Source organism: Pseudomonas sp. P5_A2_2 (assembly GCF_054177685.1).
This window is the reverse complement of the sequence record NZ_JBGCUL010000009.1, coordinates 1-24,835: the sequence shown is the minus strand read 5'-3', so window position 1 is coordinate 24,835 and position 24,835 is coordinate 1. Positions and strand designations below refer to the sequence as shown.

At 58.2% G+C, this 24,835-nt stretch carries 21 protein-coding genes, 3 tRNA genes and 1 pseudogene; 2 read left to right on the top strand and 23 right to left on the bottom strand.

Annotated features, from left to right (window positions below):
- Positions 1-23: 23 nt before the first annotated feature.
- The 3 genes from ACXRVY_RS02690 to ampD form a co-directional block, all read right to left on the bottom strand.
- The gene (locus ACXRVY_RS02690) at positions 24-728 is read right to left on the bottom strand and encodes a methyl-accepting chemotaxis protein (RefSeq protein ID WP_411740699.1); all 705 of its coding nucleotides are present in this window, start codon (positions 726-728) and stop codon (positions 24-26) included.
- A gap of 1,523 nt (positions 729-2,251) precedes the next feature.
- On the bottom strand, positions 2,252-3,088 hold the full coding sequence (gene ampE / locus ACXRVY_RS02685; RefSeq protein ID WP_223458607.1) for a regulatory signaling modulator protein AmpE: 837 nt from the start codon (positions 3,086-3,088) through the stop codon (positions 2,252-2,254).
- A complete protein-coding gene (gene ampD, locus ACXRVY_RS02680) occupies positions 3,085-3,645 on the bottom strand; it encodes a 1,6-anhydro-N-acetylmuramyl-L-alanine amidase AmpD (RefSeq protein ID WP_218429220.1) in 561 nt (186 codons plus the stop codon). The genes ampE and ampD overlap by 4 nt, the downstream gene beginning before the upstream one ends.
- Before the next feature lie 252 nt (positions 3,646-3,897).
- Here ampD and nadC point away from each other — a divergent pair, with 252 nt between their 5' ends.
- Complete coding sequence (gene nadC, locus ACXRVY_RS02675; protein WP_458236999.1) at positions 3,898-4,746, top strand: carboxylating nicotinate-nucleotide diphosphorylase; 849 nt, start codon at positions 3,898-3,900, stop codon at positions 4,744-4,746.
- 129 nt (positions 4,747-4,875) lie between these two features.
- Here the strand turns inward: nadC and ACXRVY_RS02670 are convergent, their stop codons facing one another.
- From ACXRVY_RS02670 to rlmE, 17 genes are all read right to left on the bottom strand, one after another.
- A complete protein-coding gene (locus tag ACXRVY_RS02670; RefSeq protein ID WP_223458602.1) occupies positions 4,876-5,181 on the bottom strand; it encodes a DUF6388 family protein in 306 nt (101 codons plus the stop codon).
- Between the two features lie 132 nt (positions 5,182-5,313).
- Positions 5,314-5,389: transfer RNA gene (locus ACXRVY_RS02665), tRNA-Thr, on the bottom strand.
- Positions 5,390-5,527: 138 nt separating this feature from the next.
- The gene (gene pnp, locus ACXRVY_RS02660) at positions 5,528-7,633 is read right to left on the bottom strand and encodes a polyribonucleotide nucleotidyltransferase (protein ID WP_223458600.1); all 2,106 of its coding nucleotides are present in this window, start codon (positions 7,631-7,633) and stop codon (positions 5,528-5,530) included.
- A 206-nt stretch (positions 7,634-7,839) separates the two neighbouring features.
- Positions 7,840-8,109 (bottom strand): 30S ribosomal protein S15, encoded by a 270-nt coding sequence (rpsO, locus tag ACXRVY_RS02655; RefSeq protein WP_011332409.1) that lies wholly within the window; start codon positions 8,107-8,109, stop codon positions 7,840-7,842.
- Between the two features lie 142 nt (positions 8,110-8,251).
- Positions 8,252-9,169 carry a tRNA pseudouridine(55) synthase TruB gene (gene truB, locus ACXRVY_RS02650; RefSeq protein WP_108218143.1) on the bottom strand — a complete coding sequence of 306 codons (918 nt, stop codon included), beginning with the start codon at positions 9,167-9,169 and terminating at the stop codon, positions 8,252-8,254.
- A gap of 3 nt (positions 9,170-9,172) precedes the next feature.
- The gene (gene rbfA / locus ACXRVY_RS02645; RefSeq protein WP_007973108.1) at positions 9,173-9,574 is read right to left on the bottom strand and encodes a 30S ribosome-binding factor RbfA; all 402 of its coding nucleotides are present in this window, start codon (positions 9,572-9,574) and stop codon (positions 9,173-9,175) included.
- Positions 9,575-9,733: 159 nt separating this feature from the next.
- Positions 9,734-12,259 carry a translation initiation factor IF-2 gene (gene infB / locus ACXRVY_RS02640; protein ID WP_458236998.1) on the bottom strand — a complete coding sequence of 842 codons (2,526 nt, stop codon included), beginning with the start codon at positions 12,257-12,259 and terminating at the stop codon, positions 9,734-9,736.
- 27 nt (positions 12,260-12,286) lie between these two features.
- Positions 12,287-13,768 (bottom strand): transcription termination factor NusA, encoded by a 1,482-nt coding sequence (gene nusA, locus ACXRVY_RS02635; protein WP_008057419.1) that lies wholly within the window; start codon positions 13,766-13,768, stop codon positions 12,287-12,289.
- A gap of 59 nt (positions 13,769-13,827) precedes the next feature.
- Positions 13,828-14,286, bottom strand: a complete 459-nt coding sequence (gene rimP / locus ACXRVY_RS02630) for a ribosome maturation factor RimP (protein ID WP_458236997.1) — start codon at positions 14,284-14,286, stop codon at positions 13,828-13,830.
- Positions 14,287-14,424: 138 nt separating this feature from the next.
- Positions 14,425-14,501, bottom strand: a tRNA-Met gene (locus ACXRVY_RS02625).
- 97 nt (positions 14,502-14,598) lie between these two features.
- Positions 14,599-14,684, bottom strand: a tRNA-Leu gene (locus ACXRVY_RS02620).
- Positions 14,685-14,706: 22 nt separating this feature from the next.
- Entirely contained in the window at positions 14,707-15,090 is a 384-nt protein-coding gene (gene secG, locus ACXRVY_RS02615) for a preprotein translocase subunit SecG (RefSeq protein ID WP_017336473.1), read from the bottom strand.
- A 4-nt stretch (positions 15,091-15,094) separates the two neighbouring features.
- Entirely contained in the window at positions 15,095-15,850 is a 756-nt protein-coding gene (gene tpiA, locus ACXRVY_RS02610) for a triose-phosphate isomerase (protein WP_223458595.1), read from the bottom strand.
- A gap of 66 nt (positions 15,851-15,916) precedes the next feature.
- The gene (gene glmM, locus ACXRVY_RS02605) at positions 15,917-17,254 is read right to left on the bottom strand and encodes a phosphoglucosamine mutase (protein WP_458236996.1); all 1,338 of its coding nucleotides are present in this window, start codon (positions 17,252-17,254) and stop codon (positions 15,917-15,919) included.
- 16 nt (positions 17,255-17,270) lie between these two features.
- Complete coding sequence (gene folP / locus ACXRVY_RS02600; RefSeq protein ID WP_223458590.1) at positions 17,271-18,122, bottom strand: dihydropteroate synthase; 852 nt, start codon at positions 18,120-18,122, stop codon at positions 17,271-17,273.
- Positions 18,123-18,130: 8 nt separating this feature from the next.
- On the bottom strand, positions 18,131-20,041 hold the full coding sequence (gene ftsH, locus ACXRVY_RS02595; RefSeq protein ID WP_458237003.1) for an ATP-dependent zinc metalloprotease FtsH: 1,911 nt from the start codon (positions 20,039-20,041) through the stop codon (positions 18,131-18,133).
- Between the two features lie 199 nt (positions 20,042-20,240).
- Positions 20,241-20,873, bottom strand: coding sequence for a 23S rRNA (uridine(2552)-2'-O)-methyltransferase RlmE (gene rlmE, locus ACXRVY_RS02590; RefSeq protein WP_223458588.1), 633 nt, complete (start codon positions 20,871-20,873; stop codon positions 20,241-20,243).
- Positions 20,874-20,978: 105 nt separating this feature from the next.
- Here rlmE and ACXRVY_RS02585 point away from each other — a divergent pair, with 105 nt between their 5' ends.
- A complete protein-coding gene (locus ACXRVY_RS02585; RefSeq protein ID WP_007942889.1) occupies positions 20,979-21,287 on the top strand; it encodes a YhbY family RNA-binding protein in 309 nt (102 codons plus the stop codon).
- A 42-nt stretch (positions 21,288-21,329) separates the two neighbouring features.
- Here ACXRVY_RS02585 and ACXRVY_RS02580 read toward each other — a convergent pair.
- The 3 genes and pseudogenes from ACXRVY_RS02580 to carB all read right to left on the bottom strand — a co-directional run.
- A pseudogene (locus ACXRVY_RS02580) lies at positions 21,330-21,557 on the bottom strand (MFS transporter); the annotation flags it as partial.
- A gap of 28 nt (positions 21,558-21,585) precedes the next feature.
- Positions 21,586-22,062 (bottom strand): transcription elongation factor GreA, encoded by a 477-nt coding sequence (gene greA, locus ACXRVY_RS02575; protein ID WP_034148383.1) that lies wholly within the window; start codon positions 22,060-22,062, stop codon positions 21,586-21,588.
- A gap of 2 nt (positions 22,063-22,064) precedes the next feature.
- The coding region (gene carB / locus ACXRVY_RS02570) for a carbamoyl-phosphate synthase large subunit (RefSeq protein ID WP_458236995.1) at positions 22,065-24,835 on the bottom strand (2,771 nt) is incomplete at its 5' end.

Sequence of the window (24,835 nt, the reverse complement as noted above, 5' to 3'; positions counted from 1 at the left end):
AACCTGTGGGAGCGAGGAGACTTTCAAACCCTGAATGCACTGATCAACTGTTTCAACTCCATGACCTGGGCCGACAACGCCCGGCTGGCATCTTCGGTCTGATGTGCACCTTCAGCGGTACGCTCGCCGGCGCGATTGATCTCGACGATGTTCTGGTCGATGTCGTGAGCCACGGCGGTTTGCTGCTCCACGGCGGCGGCAATCTGCTGGTTCTGGTCGACGATCATGCCAACCGCGCCCAGGATGTTTTCCAGCGCCCGCTGGACCTTCTCCGACTGCCCCACCGTGCCGTTGGCCATTTCATGGCTGGTGCCCATGGCCTTGACCGCCGCGCCGACTCCGCCATGAAGCCTGGCAATCATCTGCTCGATTTCTTCGGTCGATTGCTGGGTTCGTTTGGCCAGGGTCCGGACTTCATCGGCTACCACGGCGAAACCACGGCCCTGCTCACCGGCCCGTGCGGCCTCGATGGCGGCATTGAGCGCCAGCAGATTGGTCTGCTCGGCGATGCTCTTGATCACTTCGAGCACGCGGCTGATGGACTGGCTGTCGCTGGCCAGTTGATTGATCACCAGCACCGACTGATCGATCTCGCTGGCCAGCGCGGCAATACTGCCTTGCTGCGACTCCACCAAGCCGCGACCACTGATGGTCTCATCGTTGACACTGTGGGCACTGCTCACCGCCGCCGCGGCACTGCGCGCCACCTCCTGGGAAGTGGCCGACATCTGGTTCATGGCCGTGGCCACTTGTTCGATTTGCGTGCGCTGCCCGGCGACGGCCTGGTTGCTTTGCGCGGAAACGTTTTCCACTTGCCCGGCCTGACGCTCGACTTCGCTGACGGTCTGCCCCACCCGCTCGATCAGGTCATGGATCTTCTTCACGGTGCCGTTGAACACCTCACCCAGCTCCCCCAGCTCATCGCGGCTGTGGGCGCTGAAGGTCACGGTCATGTCGCCGGCCGCCACCTTGTCCATCACCGCTCCGAGGCGCTTGAGCGTGGTACGGGTCGAGGCATAGAACGCGCCGTAGAGATAAAAGATCAGCACAAATACGACTGACAGCGCCACGGCCTGCAAAACCATGTGCGTGCGGTTCTGTTCCAGGCGTTGCTGCAACTGCGGGCCCAGATACTTCAGGGTTGCTTCGTTGAGTTGGTAGGTCTGGTCCATAAGGGCGCTGACCTGATCGTAAAAGCCCTGCCACGGCGCATCGAGGGTGTCGGCCATGACCACTTGTTCTTCGAACAGCTCGCTGGCTTTTTTCAGCGACGCCCGGCTGACCTCGGCCTGCGCAGCCAAAGTCTCGCGCGCAGCCTTGCTGGAACCCAGGGCATCCTGCAACTTCAGACCATATTCGCTCTGGAGTTTTTCAATCTGCGCCAGCAACTCATCGAAACGGGTACTCGAAGCCGAGTTGATAAAACCCTGCCCCAACGAATAGGACCCCATTGCCCGACCTTCCCCCAGGATCTGGGTGACACGTGGCGTTACGAGGGTGACGAGCTCGCTCAACTGGCGCATGTCGCTCTGGTTGTCGCGACTGAGGCCGGACTGGCTGGTGATGAGCTGGCTGAAAATCTGCGCGCTGCCGACCAGTTTGCCAATCAGGGCACTTTTGCTTTGCAGGGAGTTTTCCGTTTGCTGGGCCTTGAACGCGGCGATCATTTCATCGCGTTTGCCATCAAACACCGCGACCTGTTCCGGGTCGCTGGTCATCGCCGTCAGCCCTTGCAGGCGAGTCAGAATATTCTGCTCAAGGGTGCTGATTTTCGATTCGACATTGCCGGCCTTGCCGGACTGGCCGAGGCTGACATTGATCTGCACCAGGTTGTTCAGGGTTTCCAGATCGCGCCGCAGCGTCAGGCTACTGCCCAACAGGTCGAGACTTTGCAGTTCGATGCGCGTGCCCTGGAATTCTCGGTAGGAGTCACGTACCAGATAGAAGTTGGTCACCAGCATCGGCACCAGGAACAGTACGCTGATCAGGCTGAACTTCATGCCGAAGCTCAGGCGGTTCATCAGTGCGACAGCGGGATAGAGCAAGCTCTTCACTGGATGTCTCCCTTCAATTTCTTATTTTTTTTATTGGCGGGCGCAGACAGAAAGCAGATAGCCACTATTCGGCGCTATCTCTGTATAACTTAAATCGACAGGGGGTTTTGTAACTTAAGGTTAACGACAGGGCGAAGCACTTCGGACAAGTGATCGCCCTATGGCGAGGGGGTTTGCTCTGATTTCTGACGACAGCGCTAAGGCAAAACCGTCCACAACGCAAATCCGGCATACCAGAGCACCGCGGCACGCAGCAGCAGTTCCCAGATGCGGTCCAGGTTGTTGATACCTTCTGCGCCAGCCACCGGCGCCGGAATTTCACCGGCCACCAGCCCGACTTTCACGATCAATTGCGTGGCGCTGATGTTCCAGTTCAGTAGCTCATGCAGCATGACCCGGCTGACCGCGACAAAATTGCCGACCAATGCCAGGCTCGCCGCCAGCAGACGCACCGGCACCCAGTCGAAGGCGTGACGCAATTGCCCGGCGCGTTCGACCACCGCCGGGTTTTTCCCGTGTTCTTCGGCCAGCGCCAGCAACCGATAGCTCAGCGCCGCGACCGGCCCCAGCAGGAAGTACCAGAAAATCACCGCGAAAAAACTATGGTAGGCCTCCCACAGCAAATGCCCTTCGACCTGTTCCAGCAGTTGCTCGCCACTGTCGGCGCAAATGTCCAGATCGCGGTTGGCGACATGGGCCGCTGCTTGCAGGTCCTCCCGACGCCAGGCATCGCGGAACGGCCCGAGATCGCCCAGCAGATCACCGCGCCCCAGGCTGTAAATCACCACCAGCAAATGAATCGGCAACGCCAGCAACCCGTAGGCCACCGGCTCGATGACGACCAACAGCAAACCCAGCAACGCCACCGGCAACAAAACCAGTACCGACAACACCAGCCAGGGTCGGCCAGAAAGTCGCGGGCTGGCCTCAAGCTTGTTCAGCTCCTGTGTCCAGCCCCTGTCACGCTGAACCCGATGACGCAAGGCCGAGAACTTCTCGATCCACACCGCCAACAGCAACACCAGAAAACTCATCGTCCTTCCTCTTGTGCCAGGGCGGCACGATAGCGTGCCCAGTCGAACGCCGGCCCTGGATCGGTTTTGCGCCCCGGTGCAATGTCGCTGTGCCCGCAGATGCGCTCTGTGGTGATTGCCGTGAACGCCTGCTGCAACTGGCGGGTCAGGGCTGTCAACGCGCTGTATTGCGCGTCGGTGAACGGCAGATCATCCGTGCCTTCCAGTTCGATGCCCACGGAAAAATCGTTACAGGTTTCCCGTCCCTCGAAGCTCGAAACACCCGCATGCCACGCACGCTCAAGGCATGAAACGAACTGGGTGACGGTACCGTCACGCTCGATCAGAAAGTGCGCGGACACCCGCAAATCCGCGATCCCTTCAAAATAGGGATGTTCGGTGACATCCAGACGATTCTGGAAAAACTCCTGCACCTTGCCGGTGGCGAACTGCGCCGGTGGCAGGCTGATGTTGTGGATCACCAGCAGGGAAATTTCGCCTGTGGGGCGCGCATTGAAGTTGGGTGAGGGGCAGACATGCACACCCTGAATCCAACCGCTCGCGGGGTCCAACTGCATACCGATTCCTTCGACGTCGACTGTGTTGGCACAGTATGCCGCGATAATCCCCTGGGGCGCGATCACTTGCCGCGATTGAAGCGCTGGAGATTGCCGAACTCAAACAGGCGTTTGCTCGGCATCGACGGCCAACGCCGACTACGACAGGGATTCGACCAAATGCAGGCGCCAGCACCAATGTAACGCGCTGATGCCTTGGGTTGGTCGCTGCCATGGCCCTATAATCGAGCCACTTTGTTTGTGGAGTCCGTTATGCCGAATCTACGTCTCGCCGATCTGACCGCCGAAATCGAAGCCAACGTGCGCCGTGCGTTGCGTGAAGACATCGGCAGCGGCGACATCACCGCACAGTTGATCCCGGCCGAACGCCTGGCCAAAGCCACCATCATTACCCGCGACGCGGCCGTCATCAGCGGCACCGCCTGGGTGGATGCCGTGTTMCTGCAACTGGACCCACGGGTGGCGGTGCACTGGCAGGTTGCCGACGGTGAACGGGTGACGCCCAATCAGGTGCTGTTCCACCTCGAAGGCCCTGCGCGCTCACTGCTGACCGGCGAACGCAGCGCCCTGAACTTCCTGCAATTGCTCTCCGGCGTGGCGACCCGCGCGCAGTACCTGGCGGACTTCGTGGCCGAGACTCAGGTCAAGCTGCTCGACACCCGCAAAACACTGCCGGGGCTGCGCCTGGCGCAAAAGTACGCCGTGACCTGCGGCGGTTGCCATAACCACCGCATCGGCCTGTATGACGCCTTCCTGATCAAGGAAAACCACATCGCCGCCAGTGGCGGCATCGCGCAGGCCATCGCCGCCGCGCACAAGATCGCTCCGGGAAAACCGGTCGAGATTGAAGTGGAAAGCCTGGATGAACTGAAAGAAGCGCTGACGGCCGGTGCCGACATCATCATGCTCGACGAACTGAGCCTGGACGACATGCGCGAAGCCGTGCGCCTGAATGCCGGCAAGGCCAAACTGGAGGCCAGCGGCGGGATCAACGAAAGTACGTTGCTACCGATTGCACAGACCGGGGTGGATTACATTTCGATCGGTGCGATGACCAAGGATGTGAAGGCGGTCGATCTGTCGATGCGACTGAGTCTCTGATCCCACGTGTGAATTGCCAAAACTGTAGGAGCGAGCTTGCTCGCGATGCACCTGAGAGCGCCACGTTTAACCAGTAAACACGCGCTATCGTTAACGACCATCGCGAGCAAGCTCGCTCCTACATGATTGTCAGACCACCAGATTGTTCATCTCGCAGTACTCTTCCCACCCGACACCCAACACCTCGGCAGCTTCTTTATGCAGCTTCAGGCGTTCTGCTTCGTACTCTTCCGGCGTTGAGGTGTACTTGAGCGTCAGCTCCCACGGCTGCAGGCCCTGGGCTTCGGCTTCATCCTCGAACGCCCACTGAATCTGGTCCTTCTGATCATCGGCACTCAGGTCCTTGATCTCGTCCATTAGTTCGTGGTTATCAAGCACGTACTTCTTCAGCGCTTCTTCGTGTCTGGCTTCTTGGGTCAATTCTTTTATTGTCATGGCGTTCTCGTTGATCTGGGGAATGGAAGATGGATCTGGATCATCAAGGATCTCTCTGACGCAAAAAACCGTATGAAGCGCGGTTTGTCTGGCCTTCAGAACCATTCGGGATCATCTGAAAACAAGTCTTGCTGGTGCCCGAGACAGGAATCGAACCTGCGACCTTCGCGTTACGAGTGCGCTGCTCTACCGGCTGAGCTACACGGGCGGTGGGCTAAACCTAGCACTGACTTCAGGGGCAGGCAACTTCCGGAACGTCTCAATTTCCTGCAGACAAAAAAATGCCCCACCGTTTTCACGGCGGGGCATTTTTTATAACGTTGAAGCGGTCAGGCGTGGGGCGTGATTAAACGCCCGAAGCCTTGGCTGCTGCCACGTCTTTGATGGAAAGCTTGATACGGCCGCGGTTGTCCACGTCCAGTACCAGTACTTCCACTTCCTGGCCTTCTTTCAGGATGTCGGTCACTTTCTCGACGCGAGCATCGCTCAGCATGGAGATGTGAACCAGACCGTCCTTGCCTGGCAGAATATTGACGAATGCGCCGAAGTCGACGATGCGTTCAACCTTGCCAACGTAGATCTTGCCGATCTCGGCTTCAGCGGTGATGCCCAGAACGCGCTGACGTGCCGCTTCAGCCGCTTCCTTGGTTTCACCGAAGATCTTGATCGAACCGTCGTCTTCGATGTCGATCGAAGCCTTGGTTTCTTCACAGATCGCACGAATGGTCGCGCCGCCTTTACCGATGACATCACGGATTTTGTCGGTGTCGATTTTCATCGCGATCATGGTCGGAGCGTTGGCCGACAGTTCGGTACGCGACTGGCCGATGATCTGGTTCATCTGGCCGAGGATGTTCAGGCGCGCTTCCAGGGCTTGGCCCAGAGCGATCTCCATGATTTCTTCGGTGATGCCCTTGATCTTGATGTCCATCTGCAGCGCAGTGACGCCTTTGGCGGTACCGGCTACCTTGAAGTCCATGTCGCCCAGGTGGTCTTCGTCACCCAGGATGTCGGTCAGGACGGCGAATTTCTCGCCTTCTTTAACCAGACCCATGGCGATACCGGCGACCGGCGCCTTCATCGGCACACCGGCGTCCATCAGGGCCAGGGAAGCGCCGCAAACGGAAGCCATCGAGCTCGAACCGTTGGATTCGGTGATTTCCGAAACCACGCGGATGGTGTACGGGAACACGTCAGCGGCAGGCAGCATGGCCGAAACCGAACGACGGGCCAGACGGCCGTGACCGATTTCGCGACGACCAGCGCCACCCATGCGACCACACTCGCCTACCGAGAACGGAGGGAAGTTGTAGTGCAGCATGAACGGGTCTTTCTTCTCGCCTTCCAGGGTATCGAGCAGCTGTGCATCACGGGCAGTACCCAGCGTTGCGACTACCAGAGCCTGGGTTTCGCCACGGGTGAACAGAGCCGAACCGTGGGTTTTTGGCAGAACACCAACTTCGATGTTCAACGGACGTACAGTCTTGGTGTCGCGACCGTCGATACGTGGCTTGCCGTTGACGATGTTTTCGCGAACGGTACGGTATTCGATTTCGCCGAAAGCCGCTTTGACTTCGCTGGAAGAAGGCTGGCCTTCTTCACCGGACAGCTTGGCAACGACCTGGTCTTTCAACTCGCCCAGGCGAGCGTAACGGTCGGCCTTGACGGTGATGGTGTAGGCCTGGGAGATCGCTTCGCCGAACTCGGCACGGATAGCGGCCAGCAGTTCGGTGGCTTCTGGCGCAGGAGCCCAGGTCCAGGTTGGCTTGGCAGCTTCGGCGGCCAGTTCTTTAACGGCGTTGATCACAACCTGGAACTCGTCGTGAGCAAACAGTACCGCGCCCAGCATCTGGTCTTCGGTCAGCTCTTTGGCTTCCGATTCAACCATCAGTACGGCGTCCGAAGTACCGGCAACGACCATGTCCAGGCTGGAAGCTGCCTGTTGCTCGTAAGTCGGGTTCAGCAGGTAGCCGGTGCTTTCGTGGAAGGCAACGCGGGCAGCGCCGATCGGGCCATCAAAAGGAATGCCGGAGATAGCCAGGGCAGCCGAGGTACCGATCATCGCAGCGATGTCCGGATCGGTCTTCTTGCTGGTGGAAACGACGGTGCAGACGACCTGCACTTCGTTCATGAAGCCTTCCGGGAACAGCGGACGGATCGGACGGTCGATCAGTCGGGAAGTCAGGGTTTCTTTCTCGGAAGGACGGCCTTCGCGCTTGAAGAAACCGCCAGGGATCTTGCCGGCAGCGTAAGTCTTTTCCTGGTAGTGAACAGACAGAGGGAAGAAGCCCTTGCCTGGATCGGCTTGTTTTGCACCGACTACGGTCACCAATACGCTGACGTCGTCGTCAACGGTGACCAATACTGCGCCGGAGGCCTGACGGGCGATACGGCCAGTCTCGAGGGTAACGGTCGACTGACCGAACTGGAATTTTTTGATTACCGGGTTCACGGTGTCCTACCTTCTTTGTGGCTCTTGGGGGAACTGGTTTCTTGCGAAATTCTTGGGCAACGCCGGGAGTCGGCCCGACTGGATTGTCCAGGTGTTACTCGGGTAAAGCAGGTATCCAGATAAAACTTGAGGCTGGGAGCCTGCCATGCGCCGGCGGGAAACCCACTGACGTACGACAGACAACCAACCTCTAGCGCAATCGCTTATTAGCGACGCAGACCCAGGCGAGCGATCAGAGCGCTGTAACGGCTCACGTCCTTGCCTTTCAGGTAGTCCAGCAGCTTACGACGCTGGTTAACCATGCGGATCAGACCACGACGGGAGTGGTGGTCTTTACCGTTGGCCTTGAAGTGACCTTGCAGTTTGTTGATGTTGGCGGTCAGCAGTGCAACTTGCACTTCTGGCGAACCAGTGTCACCAACAGCTTGCTGGTAGTCAGCTACGATTTGAGCTTTTTCTTGAACGTCGAGAGCCATGAGGCAATCCTTTTATCAGGAAACCGTTTCAGAAAAACAGTTTCAACAGGCCAGGGACAAATCCCTGTATCTAAAAATGAGTAGTGACCGTGCCTGTTGACAGCCACCCTCGCCAGCCTGCTGTTACACAGACTGGTTTCGGTCACTCTGACCGAATCAAACGACGCGGCGCGATGCGCCCGTCTTCGCTCACTTCACCGATACCGATGAAGCGACCATTGTGATCCTGTACCCGCACCATGCCGAACTTCGGAGCATCCGGGGCACGTACCGGCTGGCCGTTGAGCCAGTAGAACGCGCTCGCTTCCGAGAACTGCAACAGTGGCCAATCCAGCAGGCCGCTGTCCGATGGCATCAGGAAGCGATCGACCGCTTCGTTGCCGCCTTCGGCATGTACTGCTTCCAGCTCTTCGAGGGTAACCGTCTGCGCCAGGGTGAATGGCCCGGCCTGGGTACGTCGCAGTTCTGCAACGTAAGCGCCACAACCGAGTTGCTCACCAATATCCTCCACCAGGGTGCGGATATAGGTGCCTTTAGTGCAATCCACCGCCAGCCGCGCAGTATCACCTTCGAAGGCCAGCAATTCCAAGCGCGTAATAGTAACAGAACGCGGTTCGCGCTCCACTACTTCGCCTGCACGAGCCAACTTGTACAGCGGCTGGCCATCACGCTTGAGCGCCGAGTACATCGGCGGTATCTGACTGATTTGCCCACGAAATTTCGGCAGTACAGCCTCGATATCGGTGCGACCAACGGTCACCGGGCGCTCCTGCAAAACCTCACCTTCGGCATCCGCCGTGGTGGTGGTCTTGCCCAGTTGCGCCAGGGTTTCATAACCCTTGTCGGAATCGAGCAGGTATTGCGAGAACTTGGTCGCCTCACCAAAACACAGCGGCAACACGCCGGTGGCCAGGGGATCGAGACTGCCGGTATGACCTGCCTTTTCGGCGTTCAGCAACCAGCGAACCTTCTGCAAGGCCGCGTTGGAGGTGAACCCCAGCGGCTTGTCGAGCAGGATGATGCCGCTGACGTTACGACGGATACGTTTGACCTGAGCCACCGATTACTCCTTGGTGTCTTCGGCTTCTGCCGCAACCGGATGCTGATTGTCTTCAGCCACTGCGCGCTCGATCAGGGCCGACAGATGCGCACCGCGTACGACGCTTTCGTCGTAGTGGAAGTGCAACTGAGGAACGCTACGCAGCTTCATCTCGCGAGCCAACTGCATGCGCAGGAAACCGGCGGCAGAGTTCAGCACCTTGATGCTTTGGGCAATTTCTTCAGCGCTGTCCTGGCCCATCACGGTGATGAAAATCTTGGCGTGACCGACGTCACGGCTGACTTCCACCGCGGTAATGGTGACCAGGCCGACGCGCGGGTCTTTGACTTCACGACGGATCAGTTGTGCCAGCTCGCGCTGCATCTGATCGCCGATACGTTGGGTACGGCTATATTCTTTTGCCATGTCTTGTTACCTGTAACTGCCCCACGGTGAAACCCGTGTGGTCTGAAAGCGGCAAACGCCCGGCCTGACAGAAGCCAGACCGGGCGTTGCGTTTAGAGTCCGGGTGACGAACTGCGCACTTGCATGCGGCGGCCCGTCACGGCTCTTGAAGTGCGCGAATTAGAGGCTGCGAGCAACCTGCACCTTCTCGAAGACTTCGATCTTGTCACCGACCTTGACGTCGTTGTAGCTCTTCACGCCGATACCGCATTCCATGCCGGCACGTACTTCGGAAGCGTCATCCTTGAAGCGGCGCAGGGATTCCAGCTCGCCTTCGAAGATAACGATGTCTTCACGCAGTACACGGATCGGACGGTTACGGTGCACAACACCTTCGATAACCATGCAACCGGCGATCGCGCCAAACTTCGGCGAACGGAACACGTCACGCACTTCGGCGATGCCCAGAATGTTCTCGCGAACATCGCTGCCGAGCATACCGGTCAGGGCTTTCTTGACGTCTTCGATGATGTCGTAGATCACGTTGTAGTAACGCATATCCAGACCTTCCTGCTCGACGATCTTGCGCGCGCCGGCATCGGCACGCACGTTGAAGCCGAACAGTACAGCGTTGGAGGCCAGTGCCAGGTTGGCATCGGATTCGGTGATACCACCGACGCCGCCACCGACCACACGCACTTGCACTTCGTCGTTACCCAGGCCGTTCAAGGCACCGTTCAACGCTTCGAGCGAACCACGGACGTCAGATTTGAGGACGATGTTGAGCGTCTTCTTCTCTTCCTGGCCCATGTTTTCGAAGATGTTTTCCAGCTTGCCGGCGTGAGCGCGAGCCAGTTTGACTTCGMGGAACTTGCCTTGACGGAACAGAGCCACTTCACGGGCTTTCTTCTCGTCGGCAACCACGCTCATCTCGTCGCCAGCGTCCGGGGTACCGTCCAGGCCGAGGATCTCGACAGGGATGGCCGGACCGGCTTCCTTGATTGGCTTGCCGTTCTCGTCGAGCATGGCACGTACACGGCCATAGTTCGAACCGACCAGGACCATGTCGCCCTGACGCAGGGTACCGTCTTGAACCAGAACGGTAGCCACCGGGCCACGGCCCTTGTCGAGACGGGATTCAACCACGACGCCACGGCCAGGAGCCGACGGAGTTGCAGTCAATTCCAGGACTTCGGCTTGCAGCAGTACCGCTTCGAGCAATTCGTCGACGCCAGTACCCATCTTCGCCGAGACCGGTACGAACGGCGTGTCACCACCCCACTCTTCCGACGTCACGCCGTGTACCGACAGCTCGCTACGGATGCGATCGAGATCGGCGCCCGGCTTGTCGATCTTGTTCACCGCCACGACCAGCGGAACACCCGCAGCCTTGGCATGCTGAACAGCTTCAATGGTCTGCGGCATCACGCCGTCGTCCGCTGCAACCACCAGGATCACGATGTCGGTCGCCTTGGCACCACGGGCACGCATTGCGGTAAACGCAGCGTGACCAGGGGTATCGAGGAACGTCACCATGCCACGGTCGGTTTCAACGTGGTAAGCACCGATGTGCTGGGTGATACCACCGGCTTCGCCAGCAGCAACCTTGGCACGACGGATGTAGTCGAGCAGGGAAGTCTTACCGTGGTCAACGTGGCCCATTACGGTCACGACTGGTGCACGGGAAACTGCCTCGCCTTCAAACTTCAGGGACTCGGCCAGGGAATCTTCCAGGGCGGTGTCGCTGACCAGGGTCACTTTGTGGCCCAGCTCTTCGGCAACCAGTTGGGCAGTTTCCTGATCCAGTACCTGGTTGATGGTCGCTGGAGTACCCAGTTTGAACATGAACTTGATGATTTCAGCAGCCTTCACCGACATCTGCTGGGCGAGATCGCCAACAGTGATGGTTTCGCCGATCTTCACTTCGCGCACGACAGGGCCGGTCGGGCTCTGGAAACCGTGGGCGTTGCGCTTCTTCAGCTTGGCCTTGCCGCGACCACCACGGCGGAAGCCATCGCTTTCTTCGTCGGTAGTACGTGGGGCAACGCGCGGAGCAGGCGCCTTTTCCTTGACCGAAGCACGATGCGGAGCGTTTTTGCGCTCGCCATCGCCGCTACCGCGACGATTGTTGTCGTCGGCACGTGGCTTGTCCGGACGACGCTGTTCGTCACGCTTGCGGGCATCGACCGCAGGAGCTGGAGCGGCTGCCACAACCGGTGCGCTTTCGCGAACTGGCTCGGCCACCACAGCAGGCGCTGCAACAGGTACGGCTTGAGCGGTCGGCGCAGCAGCAGGCTGGCGACGCGCTTCTTCTTCGGCGCGGCGCTTGGCTTCTTCTTCAGCCTTCTGACGAGCAGCATTTTCTACTGCGCGACGTTCATCCAGTTCACGCTTGCGCTCGGCTTCGATTTCTTCCGGGCTGCGCTGTACGAAGACTTTCTTCTTGCGTACTTCAACGCTGATGCTTTTGCTGCCAGCAACCCGCAGGGTGCTGGTGGTTTTACGCTGCAGCGTAATTTTGCGTGGTTCTTCCACTTTCGCCTTGTGGCTGCTTTTCAAGTGAGTCAGCAACGATTGCTTCTCACTGTCAGTCACACTTTCTTCGGCGGCGGTGTGCGGCAGACCTGCCTCACGCATCTGCTGCAACAGGCGCTCTACCGGTGTTTTGACCTCATCGGCCAGTTGTTTCACCGTGACTTGCGTCATGCACTTCTCTCCTCAGGCCGCGCCTAATTACTCGAACCAGTGGGCTCGGGCGGCCATGATCAACTTGCCGGCACGATCATCGTCAATGCCGTCGATGTCGAGCAGGTCGTCAATAGACTGCTCGGCCAGGTCTTCGCGGGTAATTACGCCGCGCACCGCCAGTTCCATCGCCAAATCCTTGTCCATACCCTCAAGCGAGAGCAGGTCTTCGGCCGGATGGGCGTCTGCCAGCTTTTCCTCAGTAGCGATGGCTTTAGTCAACAAGCGATCCTTGGCCCGAGCGCGAAGCTCGTTGACGGTGTCTTCGTCAAAGCCGTCGATGTTGAGCATTTCTTCCAACGGTACGTAGGCAATCTCTTCCAGGCTGGTAAAGCCTTCGTCCACCAGCACCTGCGCCAGATCTTCGTCGACTTCCAGCTCGTCGATGAAGTTGCGCAGGATATCGCCGGTTTCCGCTTGCTGTTTAGCCTGGATGTCCGATTCGGTCATCACGTTCAGGGTCCAGCCAGTCAACTGGCTAGCCAGACGCACGTTCTGACCACCGCGACCGATGGCCTGAGCCAGATTGTCTGCGCCAACGGCGATGTCCATTGCATGGGCATCTTCGTCAACGATAATTGCCGCAACCTCGGCCGGGGACATGGCGTTGATCACGAACTGAGCCGGGTTGTCGTCCCACAGAACGATGTCAACACGCTCACCGCCCAACTCACCCGACACTGCCTGGACGCGCGAACCGCGCATACCGATGCAAGCGCCCTGCGGGTCGATGCGTTTGTCCTTGGAGCGAACGGCGATCTTGGCACGCGAACCCGGATCACGGGACGCAGCCATCACTTCGATCAGGCCTTCGGCAATTTCCGGCACTTCGATGCGGAACAACTCGATCAGCATTTCCGGCGCGGTGCGCGACAGGATCAACTGCGGGCCGCGGTTCTCGGTGCGGATTTCCTTGAGCAGCGCACGCAGACGCACGCCAACCCGGAAAGTTTCGCGAGAAATGATGTCTTCACGAGCCAGCAACGCTTCAGCGTTGTTGCCCAGATCAACGATCACGTTGTCGCGGGTGACTTTTTTCACGGTGCCGGAGATGATTTCACCCAGGCGCTCGCGATAAGCGTCAACCACCTGAGCGCGCTCGGCTTCGCGAACTTTCTGCACAATGACTTGCTTGGCAGTCTGTGCAGCGATGCGGCCGAACTCGATGGACTCGATTTTCTCTTCTACGACATCACCGACCTTGGCGCCAGGATGCGTTTCGGCAACCTTGCTCGGCCAGGTTTCGATGGCCGGATCGTCCAGGTCTGCTTCTTCGACGACCGTCCAGCGACGGAATGTCTCGTATGCACCCGTGTGGCGATTGATTTCCACACGCAGATCAACTTCGTCTTCGAAACGCTTTTTGGTAGCAGTGGCCAGAGCCAGCTCCAGCGCTTCAAAAATAACGTTTGCCGGTACGCCCTTTTCATTGGATACCGACTCAACAACCAGCAGTACTTCTTTGCTCATCGTACGCCTCGCCTTTCGCAAGCCATTGGATCCGCGGGATCCGCAGTATCTGGCACGCCTCAGTCAAAACTGGGAATAATGTTGGCCTTGTCGATCATATCGATCGGCAACAGGAACTCGTGGTCTTCTACCTGCACCACGACATCCTGCTCTTCTACGCCGCGCAGAAGGCCCTGAAAGTTGCGTCGTCCTTCAAAAGGCGAGCGCAGCTTGATCTTCACTTGTTCACMGGCAAATTTTGCAAACTGCTCAAGAGTGAACAGCGGGCGTTCCATGCCAGGCGAGGAAACTTCAAGGGTGTATTCAACGGAAATTGGATCTTCAACATCCAGCACACCGCTGATCTGACGGCTGACGATGGCGCAATCGTCCACCAGCACGCCGCCTTCTTTATCGATATAAACGCGCAACATCGAGTGACGACCCTGAGCCGAAAACTCGATACCCCAGCATTCATAGCCTAGGGCCACGACCACCGGGGCCAGCAAGGCCTGCAACTCTTCTAGCTTGCTCGACACCTGAACCCCCTAGTGCATGTATGTGCATGCTATGCAAAATAAAAAAATGGGCGAAACGCCCATCCTTGAAACGCCGTCGAACAGCGGCGTTGAAAGTGTCCAGCTAACAAAAAGCCCCTTAAAAGGGGCTCCTTAAACTGGTTGCGGGGGCCGGATTTGAACCGACGACCTTCGGGTTATGAGCCCGACGAGCTACCAGACTGCTCCACCCCGCGACAAAGCTGGGGCGGAAGTATACGACCGATCCCCTACAGGGTCAATGTAACCTTCCACCTGCAAGAAAGCCCGCAACAGCGGGCTCTCCTGACTAATTGGTACCGAGAAGGGGACTCGAACCCCTACACCCTATGGGCACAACCACCTCAAGGTTGCGTGTCTACCAATTCCACCACCTCGGCAATACTACGTTTGAAACCCTTCTTACTTCTGCTCTTGAGCTGGAGGCACGTCAGTCGCTGGAGTAGCCGACTTTTGCTCTTGAAGCACCGGGACATCATCAGAAGCCGGTTGTTGCTTTGGAACTTCCAGTACCGCTGGATTTGGGAGACCTACTTGAGTCAGCTGGTGAGCCTTCTCTTTAGCAAAGTAACCTAACCCCAAGCTGGTTATGAAAAAACCTGCGGCAAGTATAGCAGTAAACTTACTAAGAAAGGTAGAGGAACCTTGGCTTCCGAACACAGTATTTGAAGCACCTGCTCCGAAAGACGCGCCAGCATCCGCACCTTTACCCTGCTGCAGCAAAACCAGAGCTACTACGCCCAATGCACCCAGCAGATGAAAAACGACTACGACTGTTTCCAGCATTTTTTCAGTTTCCCGCGGCGCGACAAATCGCACCGAACTCATCTGCATTCAGGGAAGCCCCACCAATGAGACCCCCATCGATATCCGGCATGCCGAACAGTTCGACCGCATTGGCCGCCTTCACGCTGCCGCCGTATAGAAGCCGCACACCTTGTGCGACCTCAGAATTCTCTGCCGCCAACTGGGCGCGAATGGCTGCGTGCACATCCTGCGCCTGTTGTGGCGTTGCAGTCAGCCCGGTGCCAATGGCCCAGACCGGCTCGTAAGCGATCACTGCCTTGGCAAAGGCACCGACACCCAGCTCCTCAATGATACTGCCCAGCTGATGCGAGACAACCTCAAGAGTCTTTCCGGCTTCACGCTGCTCAAGGGTTTCCCCTATGCACAACACCGGAATCAAGCCACATGCCTGTGCCGCTGCGAACTTGCGGATCAGCATTGCGTCCTGCTCGCCCATAATCTGGCGGCGCTCGGAGTGCCCGACAAGCACCAGGGAACAACCTGCATCCACCAACTGACTCGGTGCAACTTCACCGGTCAACGCACCTTGCCCGGATTCCACCGCAGAATTCTGCGCGCCGACCGAAATCGACTTTCCTTCCAGGCCATCAATCACTTGATTGATATGCAGGCAAGGCGGGAATACCGCGACATCAACATCGCTCGGCAAGGCCAAGTCACGAAGGCCGTTGATCAGCTCAGCGACGCTGGCGCGGGTACCGTGCATCTTCCAGTTACCAGCTACCATAGGGCGACGCATGCTGTACCTCGTCGGTCAAAGTGGGCGCAGATGTTACCCAACACAATCATGGCTGGCAAGCCGAATTCAGGCAGAAACTTCAGTAACCAGTTTTGCCAGCTCTTCGGCATAGCTACGAACCTGCGTTTCGTCCTCGCCTTCGACCATCACACGCACCAGTGGTTCGGTTCCGGACTTGCGCAACAGCACACGCCCCCGACCCGCCATCGCCTTGGTCACACGCTCGCTGGCCTCCTTGACCGACGGATGGTCGAGAGGGTTTGCGCCGCCGCCGAAGCGAACGTTGATCAGCACCTGAGGGCATTTGCGCAGCGCCTGACGCGCTTCAGCCAAACCTTGCGCACGGGCTTTCAACGCCTTCAGCACCTGCAACGCGGCGATAATCGCATCACCAGTGGTGGTGTAATTGAAGCAAACGATATGACCCGAATTTTCGCCACCGACCAGCCAGTTGCGCTCCAGCAGATCAGCAATCACATAACGATCACCAACATTGGCGCGAACAAATGGAATCGCCAGGTCGGCCAAGGCCAACTCCAATCCCAGGTTGCTCATCAGCGTACCGACTACACCACCTTGCAGCTTGTCTCGCTCATGCAGGTCGCGAGCAATGATGAACAGCAACTCATCACCATCGACGATGGCCCCCGTGTGATCCACCATCAACACCCGGTCACCATCACCATCGAAGGCGATACCCAGATCGGCGTGCTCAGCCAGCACAGCGGCCTGCAGTTGCCCCATATGGGTCGAGCCGCAGTTGTCATTGATATTCAAACCAATGGGCTGCGCGGACAAGACCACGACTTCGGCACCCAACTCACGAAACACACTCGGCGCCACTTTATAGGTCGCACCATGGGCGCAGTCGATCACAATCTTGAGGCCGGTAAAGCTGGTACCGGTCGGCACACTGCTCTTGCAGAATTCGATATACCGACCCGACGCGTCATTGATTCGCGACACTTTGCCGATCTTGCTCGACTCCACCACAGTCATTGGAGTGTCGAGCAACTCTTCGATCATATGCTCGACTTCATCCGGCAGCTTGGTGCCTTTGCCGGAGAAGAACTTGATGCCATTGTCATCATGCGGATTGTGCGACGCACTGATCACGATGCCAGCTTCGGCATGAAAGGTGCGCGTCAGATAGGCAATGGCCGGGGTCGGCATAGGCCCCAGAAGCATCACATCAGCACCTGCCGACGTCAGCCCGGCTTCAAGTGCCGATTCAAACATGTAGCCGGAGATCCGGGTGTCCTTGCCTACCAATACCTTGCAGGTGCCCATCTTGCGGAACGCCATACCTGCAGCCCAGCCGAGCTTGAGCATGAAATCAGGAGTGATCGGGTATTCACCGACACGCCCACGAATACCATCGGTGCCAAAATATTTTTTGCTCATAAGTGCTCCATCATTCTTATTCGGCTGATTCCACTGCGGCAATCATCCGCACCACATCCATTGTTTCGGCTACATCATGGACGCGCAATATACGCGCACCTTTCGTCGATGCCAGCGCCGCAAGCGCCAAACCACCATACAATCGGTCCCCCACCGGACGATTCAACGCCTGGCCAATCATGCTCTTTCGCGAAACCCCGACCAACAGGGGCCGCCCCAAGGCATGCAGGGCTTGCATATGTTTGAACAAGCTCAGGTTGTGCTGCAAGGTTTTGGCGAAGCCAAAGCCCGGATCAAGAATGATCCGTTCGGCTGGAATACCCGCCAATGAACACTGATGCATGCGCTCGGCGAGAAACCCACCCACTTCTTTCGTAATGTCCTGGTACTGCGGATTGTCCTGCATATCGCCCGGTTCTCCCAGCATATGCATCAGGCAAACCGGTAGCCCGGTGGCCGCCGCTGCATCCAGGGCGCCATCGCGACGCAACGAACGCACATCATTGATCAACCCGGCACCCAGGCGCGCGGTTTCACGCATGACCGCTGGCGTGGAGGTGTCGACCGAGATGATGACGTCCAGCTCGCGGCTGATGCGCTCGACAATGGGCGCTACGCGCTCCAGCTCCTCCAGTGGCGACACCGCCCTGGCACCAGGACGGGTGGACTCGCCGCCGACATCGATCAACGTCGCGCCGGCCGCCACCATGGCTTCGGCGTGACGCATTGCCGCGTCGAGCTGGCTGTATTGGCCACCATCGGAGAAAGAATCAGGAGTGACATTGAGAATACCCATGACATGTGTCTGGGCCAAATCAAGAACCCGGTTGCCGCAAGGCAACCGGGTCGAGGACTGAACAGAAGTCATTTCAAACCTTATACGTCAGCAGCAGGACCGCCGATCGGTGTTTCCGGACGCTCATCCTGCACCACCGGAGGGGTGCCGGAAGTACCCGTGCCACCCGACCAGTCGCGTGGCTCGCGAGGTGTACGCCCCGCCATGATGTCGTCGATCTGCTCGGCATCGATCGTTTCGTACTTCATCAAGGCATCGGCCATCGCATCGAGCTTGTCACGGTTGTCCGTGAGGATCTGCTTCGCCGTGCCGTAGCACTGATCGATGATGCTGCGTACTTCAGAGTCGATCAGCTTGGCTGTATCACCAGAGAAGCTTGCATTCTGACCGCCACCGCCGCGCCCAAGGAACACTTCACCCTCTTCTTCGGCATACATCAACGGCCCGAGTTTCTCCGAAAGTCCCCACTTGGTCACCATGTTCCGCGCAATCTGGCTGGCGCGCATGATGTCGTTGGAAGCACCGGTGGTCACGCCATCGAAGCCCAGAGTCATTTCTTCAGCGATACGACCGCCGTACAGCGAGCAGATCTGGCTGATCAACGCACGCTTGGACAGGCTGTAACGATCTTCTTCCGGCAGGAACATGGTCACACCCAGCGCACGACCGCGCGGAATGATCGACACCTTGTACACCGGATCATGCTCAGGCACGACACGACCCACGATGGCGTGGCCCGCTTCGTGATAAGCCGTGTTCTGTTTTTCCTTCTCGGACATGACCATGGATTTGCGCTCGGCGCCCATCATGATCTTGTCTTTCGCCAGTTCGAATTCTTTCATCTCGACGATGCGCTTGCCGGYCCGGGCAGCGAACAACGATGCCTCGTTCACCAGGTTGGCCAAGTCAGCACCAGAGAACCCTGGAGTACCACGAGCGATCACGGCCGGGGCAACGTCGTCGCCCATCGGCACTTTGCGCATGTGAACCTTGAGAATCTGTTCGCGACCACGGATGTCCGGCAGACCGACCACAACCTGACGGTCGAAACGGCCTGGACGCAGCAACGCAGGATCCAGTACATCAGGACGGTTGGTTGCGGCGATCACGATGATGCCGTCATTCATTTCAAAGCCATCCATCTCCACCAGCRATTGGTTGAGAGTCTGCTCGCGCTCGTCGTGACCACCACCCATGCCAGCACCACGATGGCGACCGACCGCATCGATTTCGTCGATGAAGATGATGCATGGAGCGTGTTTCTTGGCCTGTTCGAACATATCGCGAACACGGCTGGCACCAACACCGACGAACATTTCGACGAAGTCGGAACCGGAAATGGTGAAGAACGGTACTTTGGCTTCGCCGGCGATGGCCTTGGCCAGCAAGGTTTTACCGGTACCCGGAGGACCGACCATCAGCACGCCGCGAGGAATGCGGCCACCCAGGCGCTGGAACTTGCCCGGATCGCGCAGGAACTCGACCAGCTCACCGACTTCTTCCTTGGCTTCGTCGCAACCGGCAACGTCAGCCAGGGTTGTTTTCACCTGATCCTCGGAGAGCAGACGCGCCTTGCTTTTACCGAAGCTCATCGGCCCGCCCTTGCCACCGGCACCGCCCTGCATCTGCCGCATGAAGAACATGAACACGGCGATAATCACGAGGATCGGGAAGCTGGCAACCAGAAGCTGAGTCCAGATGCTTTGCTGTTCAGGCTGCTTGCCTTCGACCACGACGTGGTTATCCACCAGGTCGCCGATCAGGCCGTTGTCCTGGATCGCCGGGCGAATGGTCTTGAAGCTGTCGCCATCGTTGCGCTTGCCGGTAATCACGTAGCCATCAACCGCCACGCGTTCGACCTTGCCATCCTTGACCTGCTGGATGAAGTCGGAATAGTTGAGGGTCTGTGGCTCGTTAGGGCTGGAGAAGTTGTTCATCACCGTCACCAGGACAGCCGCGATGATCAACCACAGGATCAGATTCTTTGCCATATCGTTCAATTAACTACCCTCTGAAGCAAGCTCCGCTACTGACGCGCGCTTCGCATGATATTCACCGGCCTAACTTACTACATTACCTACGACTTGGCAGGCGTCGTCTGTAACCCTTTGTGAAACACTTCCTACACAATATTCGCTAATTCTGACAAGGCGTAATACAAAAATCCTATCGCCCCGATCAAAAATTCACTCAACCCTCACTGCGTCCGCGGAAACCGCGGCCCAGCAGGTACTGCTCGCGAGAACGGTCGCGCGACGAGGTCGGCTTGCGCATCTGCACCTTCTCGAACTGCTGGCGAACGCTCTTGTGGAACTCGTCGAAGCCTTCGCCCTGGAAGATTTTGATCAAAAAATCACCACCGGGCTTGAGCACCCGCGTCGAAAGATCCAGTGCCAACTCGCACAGGAACATCGCTCGCGGCATGTCCACGGCCGGTAATCCACTCATATTGGGGGCCATGTCGGAAATCACAAGGTCTACGTCTTTATTTCCGACGGCCTCGAGGATCTGAGCCAGCACGGCATCCTCGGTAAAGTCGCCCTGAATGAAGGTCACGTCCGGAATGCTGTCCATTTCCAGAATGTCAGAAGCGATCAGTGTCCCCTGCCCACCAATCAGACGACTGGTCACCTGGGACCACCCACCGGGGGCCGCACCAAGGTCGATTACGCTCATGCCCGGACGGATCAGACGATCCTTTTCCTGGATCTCCAGCAGTTTGTAGCTGGCGCGGGAGCGGTACCCGTCTTTTTGTGCCATTTTGACGAATGGGTCGTTGAAATGTTCTTTCAGCCAGTTAAGGCTTGTCTTGGAACGGGCCACGGGATACCTCGGAAATAAAACGGGTCGTGATTAACTGGGCGGTCCCGGACTCGCTCGGGTAAACTGGCCGCCGCTTTTTACAAGATCAGACGCAGGGGTCAGATTATGCCGCTCACTCAAGAGCAGAAGAAACAGTACAAATCCATTGGCCATCATCTGAAACCAGTATTGATTGTGGCAGACAATGGTTTGACTGAAGGTGTGTTAGCCGAACTCGAACGCGCTTTGGCGGATCACGAGCTGATCAAGATCAAGCTCAACATCCTCGATCGCGAATCGCGCCTGGCGTCCATTGCAGAGCTCTGCAAGGTCGGCAAAGCGGATCTGGTTCAGGTCATCGGCAAGATGGCACTGATCTACCGCAAGAACTTCAGCGTCAACAAGCAACTGTCGAACGTCCATCGCTTCAAGTGATGGCAAGGGTCAAGGGTGTGCTTCGCGCACCCTGCCGCTCCACCCRCGAAAATCCCGCCATAGACTGACAGGGCCCTCGGCCTTAATCAGCACCAAAGCCTGAAAAATCACGCACGCTGCGGCAAGTCCCGCCATCGGCGCCTTCAGCATGACTGCAATTTCGTCGATCAGCAGCGGTGCCAGGCCCATTCGACCCAGCACCGGCAACAGACCAGTTTGCAACAGCCACAAGCCGCCGACCTACAACATCCGGGTCAGCTGCCAAAGCATGGCGCCCGTACGAAACGGGCGCCGGCCTTCAGATGTGGCGAACTTCGACGATCTCGTACTCGATAACGCCGCCAGGCGTTTTCACGGCGACCACATCACCCTCTTCCTTGGCAATCAAGGCGCGGGCCAGTGGCGAACCAACAGAGATTTTGCCCAATTTGAAGTCAGCCTCATCCTCACCAACGATGTGATAGGTGACGCGCTCGTCAGTTTCGACGTTGGCGATTTCAACAGTGGTGCCGAAAATCACTTTGCCAGTATGAGGAATGGTCGTGACATCAATGATGACCTGATTCTGAATCCGGCCCTCGATGTCACGGATCCGCGCCTCGACCATACCCTGCTGCTCGCGGGCAGCGTGGTATTCGGCGTTTTCCTTCAAGTCACCCAACTCGCGGGCCGTACCGATGTCCTGGCTGAGCTTCGGACGAACGACCTTGGTCAGGTGAGTGTGCTCTTCTTCCAGGGCGCGAGCGCCCTGAACGGTCATTGGGTACTTCGTTATGCTCATGCCTTCAATCCTGCGTGTAGATCCTGCAAGCGGCGCACGGTCTTCTCGGGACCGAACTTCAGCGCTTCACAGATGGCTTCGCCAGCAGCAATGGTGGTGGTGCAGTAAATCTTGTGCTGCAGGGCATTACGACGAATGGAGTACGAATCAGCGATCGACTGACGACCTTCGGTGGTGTTGATGATCAGGGTGACTTCGTCATTCTTGATCATGTCGACCACGTGTGGACGACCCTCGGTCACCTTGTTCACACGGCGCACTTTCAGGCCTGCAGCCTCGATCAGCTTGGCAGTACCGGCAGTGGCAACCACTTCGAAGCCCAAGTTGATCAGATCACGGGCCACGCCCGCAACCAGTGGCTTGTCGTCGTCACGTACGCTGATGAACGCAGTACCGCCAGTCGGCAACACTTCGCTGGCACCCATCTGGGCCTTGGCGAACGCTTCACCGAAGGTGTCGCCCACGCCCATCACTTCACCGGTGGACTTCATCTCTGGGCCGAGGATCGGGTCAACGCCAGGGAATTTGGCGAACGGGAACACCGCCTCTTTCACGCTGTAGAAGTTCGGGATGATTTCCTTGGTGAAGCCGATTTCCTTCAAGGTCTTACCCGCCATGACGCGAGCCGCGATCATTGCCAGGGAAACACCGATGCACTTGGACACGAACGGTACGGTACGGGAAGCGCGCGGGTTGACTTCGATGACGTAGATGTCGTCGCCTTGCAGCGCCAACTGAACGTTCATCAGGCCGACCACGCCCAGCTCCAGGGCCATTTTCTTGACCTGTTCGCGCATCTCGTCCTGGATGTGCGCAGGCAGCGAGTACGGCGGCAGCGAGCACGCGGAGTCACCGGAGTGAACACCAGCCTGCTCGATGTGCTGCATGATCGCGCCGATTACCACGTCCTTGCCGTCGCAGACCGCATCCACGTCCATTTCGATGGCGCAGTTGAGGAAGTGGTCCAGCAGCACCGGGCTGTCGTTGGACACTTGAACCGCTTCGCGCAGGTAGCGCTTGAGTTCTTCTTCTTCGTAGACGATTTCCATCGCACGGCCGCCCAGTACATAGGACGGACGCACCACCAGCGGGTAACCGATCTTGCTGGCGGCACGAATCGCTTCGTCTTCGCTGCGCACGGTGGCGTTTGGCGGCTGACGCAGGTTCAGGCGCTGGACCATCTGCTGGAAACGCTCACGGTCTTCGGCACGGTCGATGGCGTCAGGGCTGGTGCCGATGATCGGCACGCCGGCGGCTTCCAGGGCACGCGCCAGTTTCAGCGGGGTCTGGCCACCGTACTGGACGATCACGCCTTTTGGCTTCTCGACGCGGACGATTTCCAGCACGTCTTCCAGGGTCACTGGTTCGAAGTACAGGCGATCGGAAGTGTCGTAGTCGGTGGAAACGGTTTCCGGGTTGCAGTTGACCATGATGGTTTCGTAACCGTCATCGCGCAGTGCCAGAGCCGCATGTACACAGCAGTAGTCGAACTCGATACCCTGGCCGATGCGGTTAGGACCACCACCCAGGATCATGATCTTGTCGCGACCCGATGGCGCGGCTTCGCATTCTTCTTCGTACGTCGAGTAGAGGTACGCGGTGTCGGTGGCGAACTCGGCAGCGCAGGTGTCGACGCGCTTGTAGACCGGGAAGATCTCCAGCTTGTGACGGTGAGCGCGCAGGCTCTTCTCGGTCACACCCAGCAACTTGGCCAGGCGCATATCGGAGAAGCCTTTGCGCTTGAGGCGGAACATCAGATCGCGGTCGATGCTGGTCAGACCCAGGGTCTTGACCTTCTCTTCTTCCTTGATCAGGTCTTCCATCTGCACCAGGAACCAAGGATCGATCATGGTCATGCCGAAGATGTCTTCAACGCTCATGCCGGCGCGCATCGCGTCCGCCACGTACCAGATACGCTCGGCACCCGGTACGGTCAGCTCGCGCTTGAGTACGCTCATGCTTTCCGGGTTGGCCAGATCAACCTTCTCGTCCAGACCGCAAACACCGACTTCCAGGCCGCGCAGGGCTTTCTGCAGGGATTCCTGGAAGGTACGGCCGATGGCCATGACTTCACCGACCGACTTCATTTGAGTGGTCAGGCGGGCGTCGGCTTTCGGGAATTTCTCGAAGGCAAAACGCGGCAATTTGGTGACGACGTAGTCGATGGACGGCTCGAAGGACGCCGGGGTCTTGCCACCGGTGATGTCGTTCGACAGTTCGTCGAGGGTGTAACCCACTGCCAGCTTGGCCGCGACCTTGGCGATCGGGAAACCGGTGGCTTTCGAGGCCAGTGCCGACGAACGGGATACCCGTGGGTTCATCTCGATCACGACCATGCGGCCGGTGTTCGGGCAGATACCAAACTGAACGTTGGAACCGCCGGTTTCCACGCCGATCTCGCGCAGTACCGCCAGGGAGGCGTTACGCAGGATCTGGTATTCCTTGTCGGTCAGGGTCTGTGCCGGAGCCACGGTGATCGAGTCACCGGTGTGCACGCCCATCGGGTCGAAGTTTTCGATGGAGCAGACGATGATGCAGTTGTCCTTCTTATCGCGGACAACCTCCATTTCGTATTCTTTCCAGCCGATCAGCGATTCATCGATCAGCAGCTCTTTGGTCGGCGACAGGTCCAGACCACGGGCGCAGATTTCTTCGAACTCTTCACGGTTGTAAGCGATACCGCCACCGGTGCCGCCCATGGTGAAGGACGGACGGATGATGCACGGGAAGCCGAGCTTCTCGAGGACCGCATTGGCCTCTTCCATGC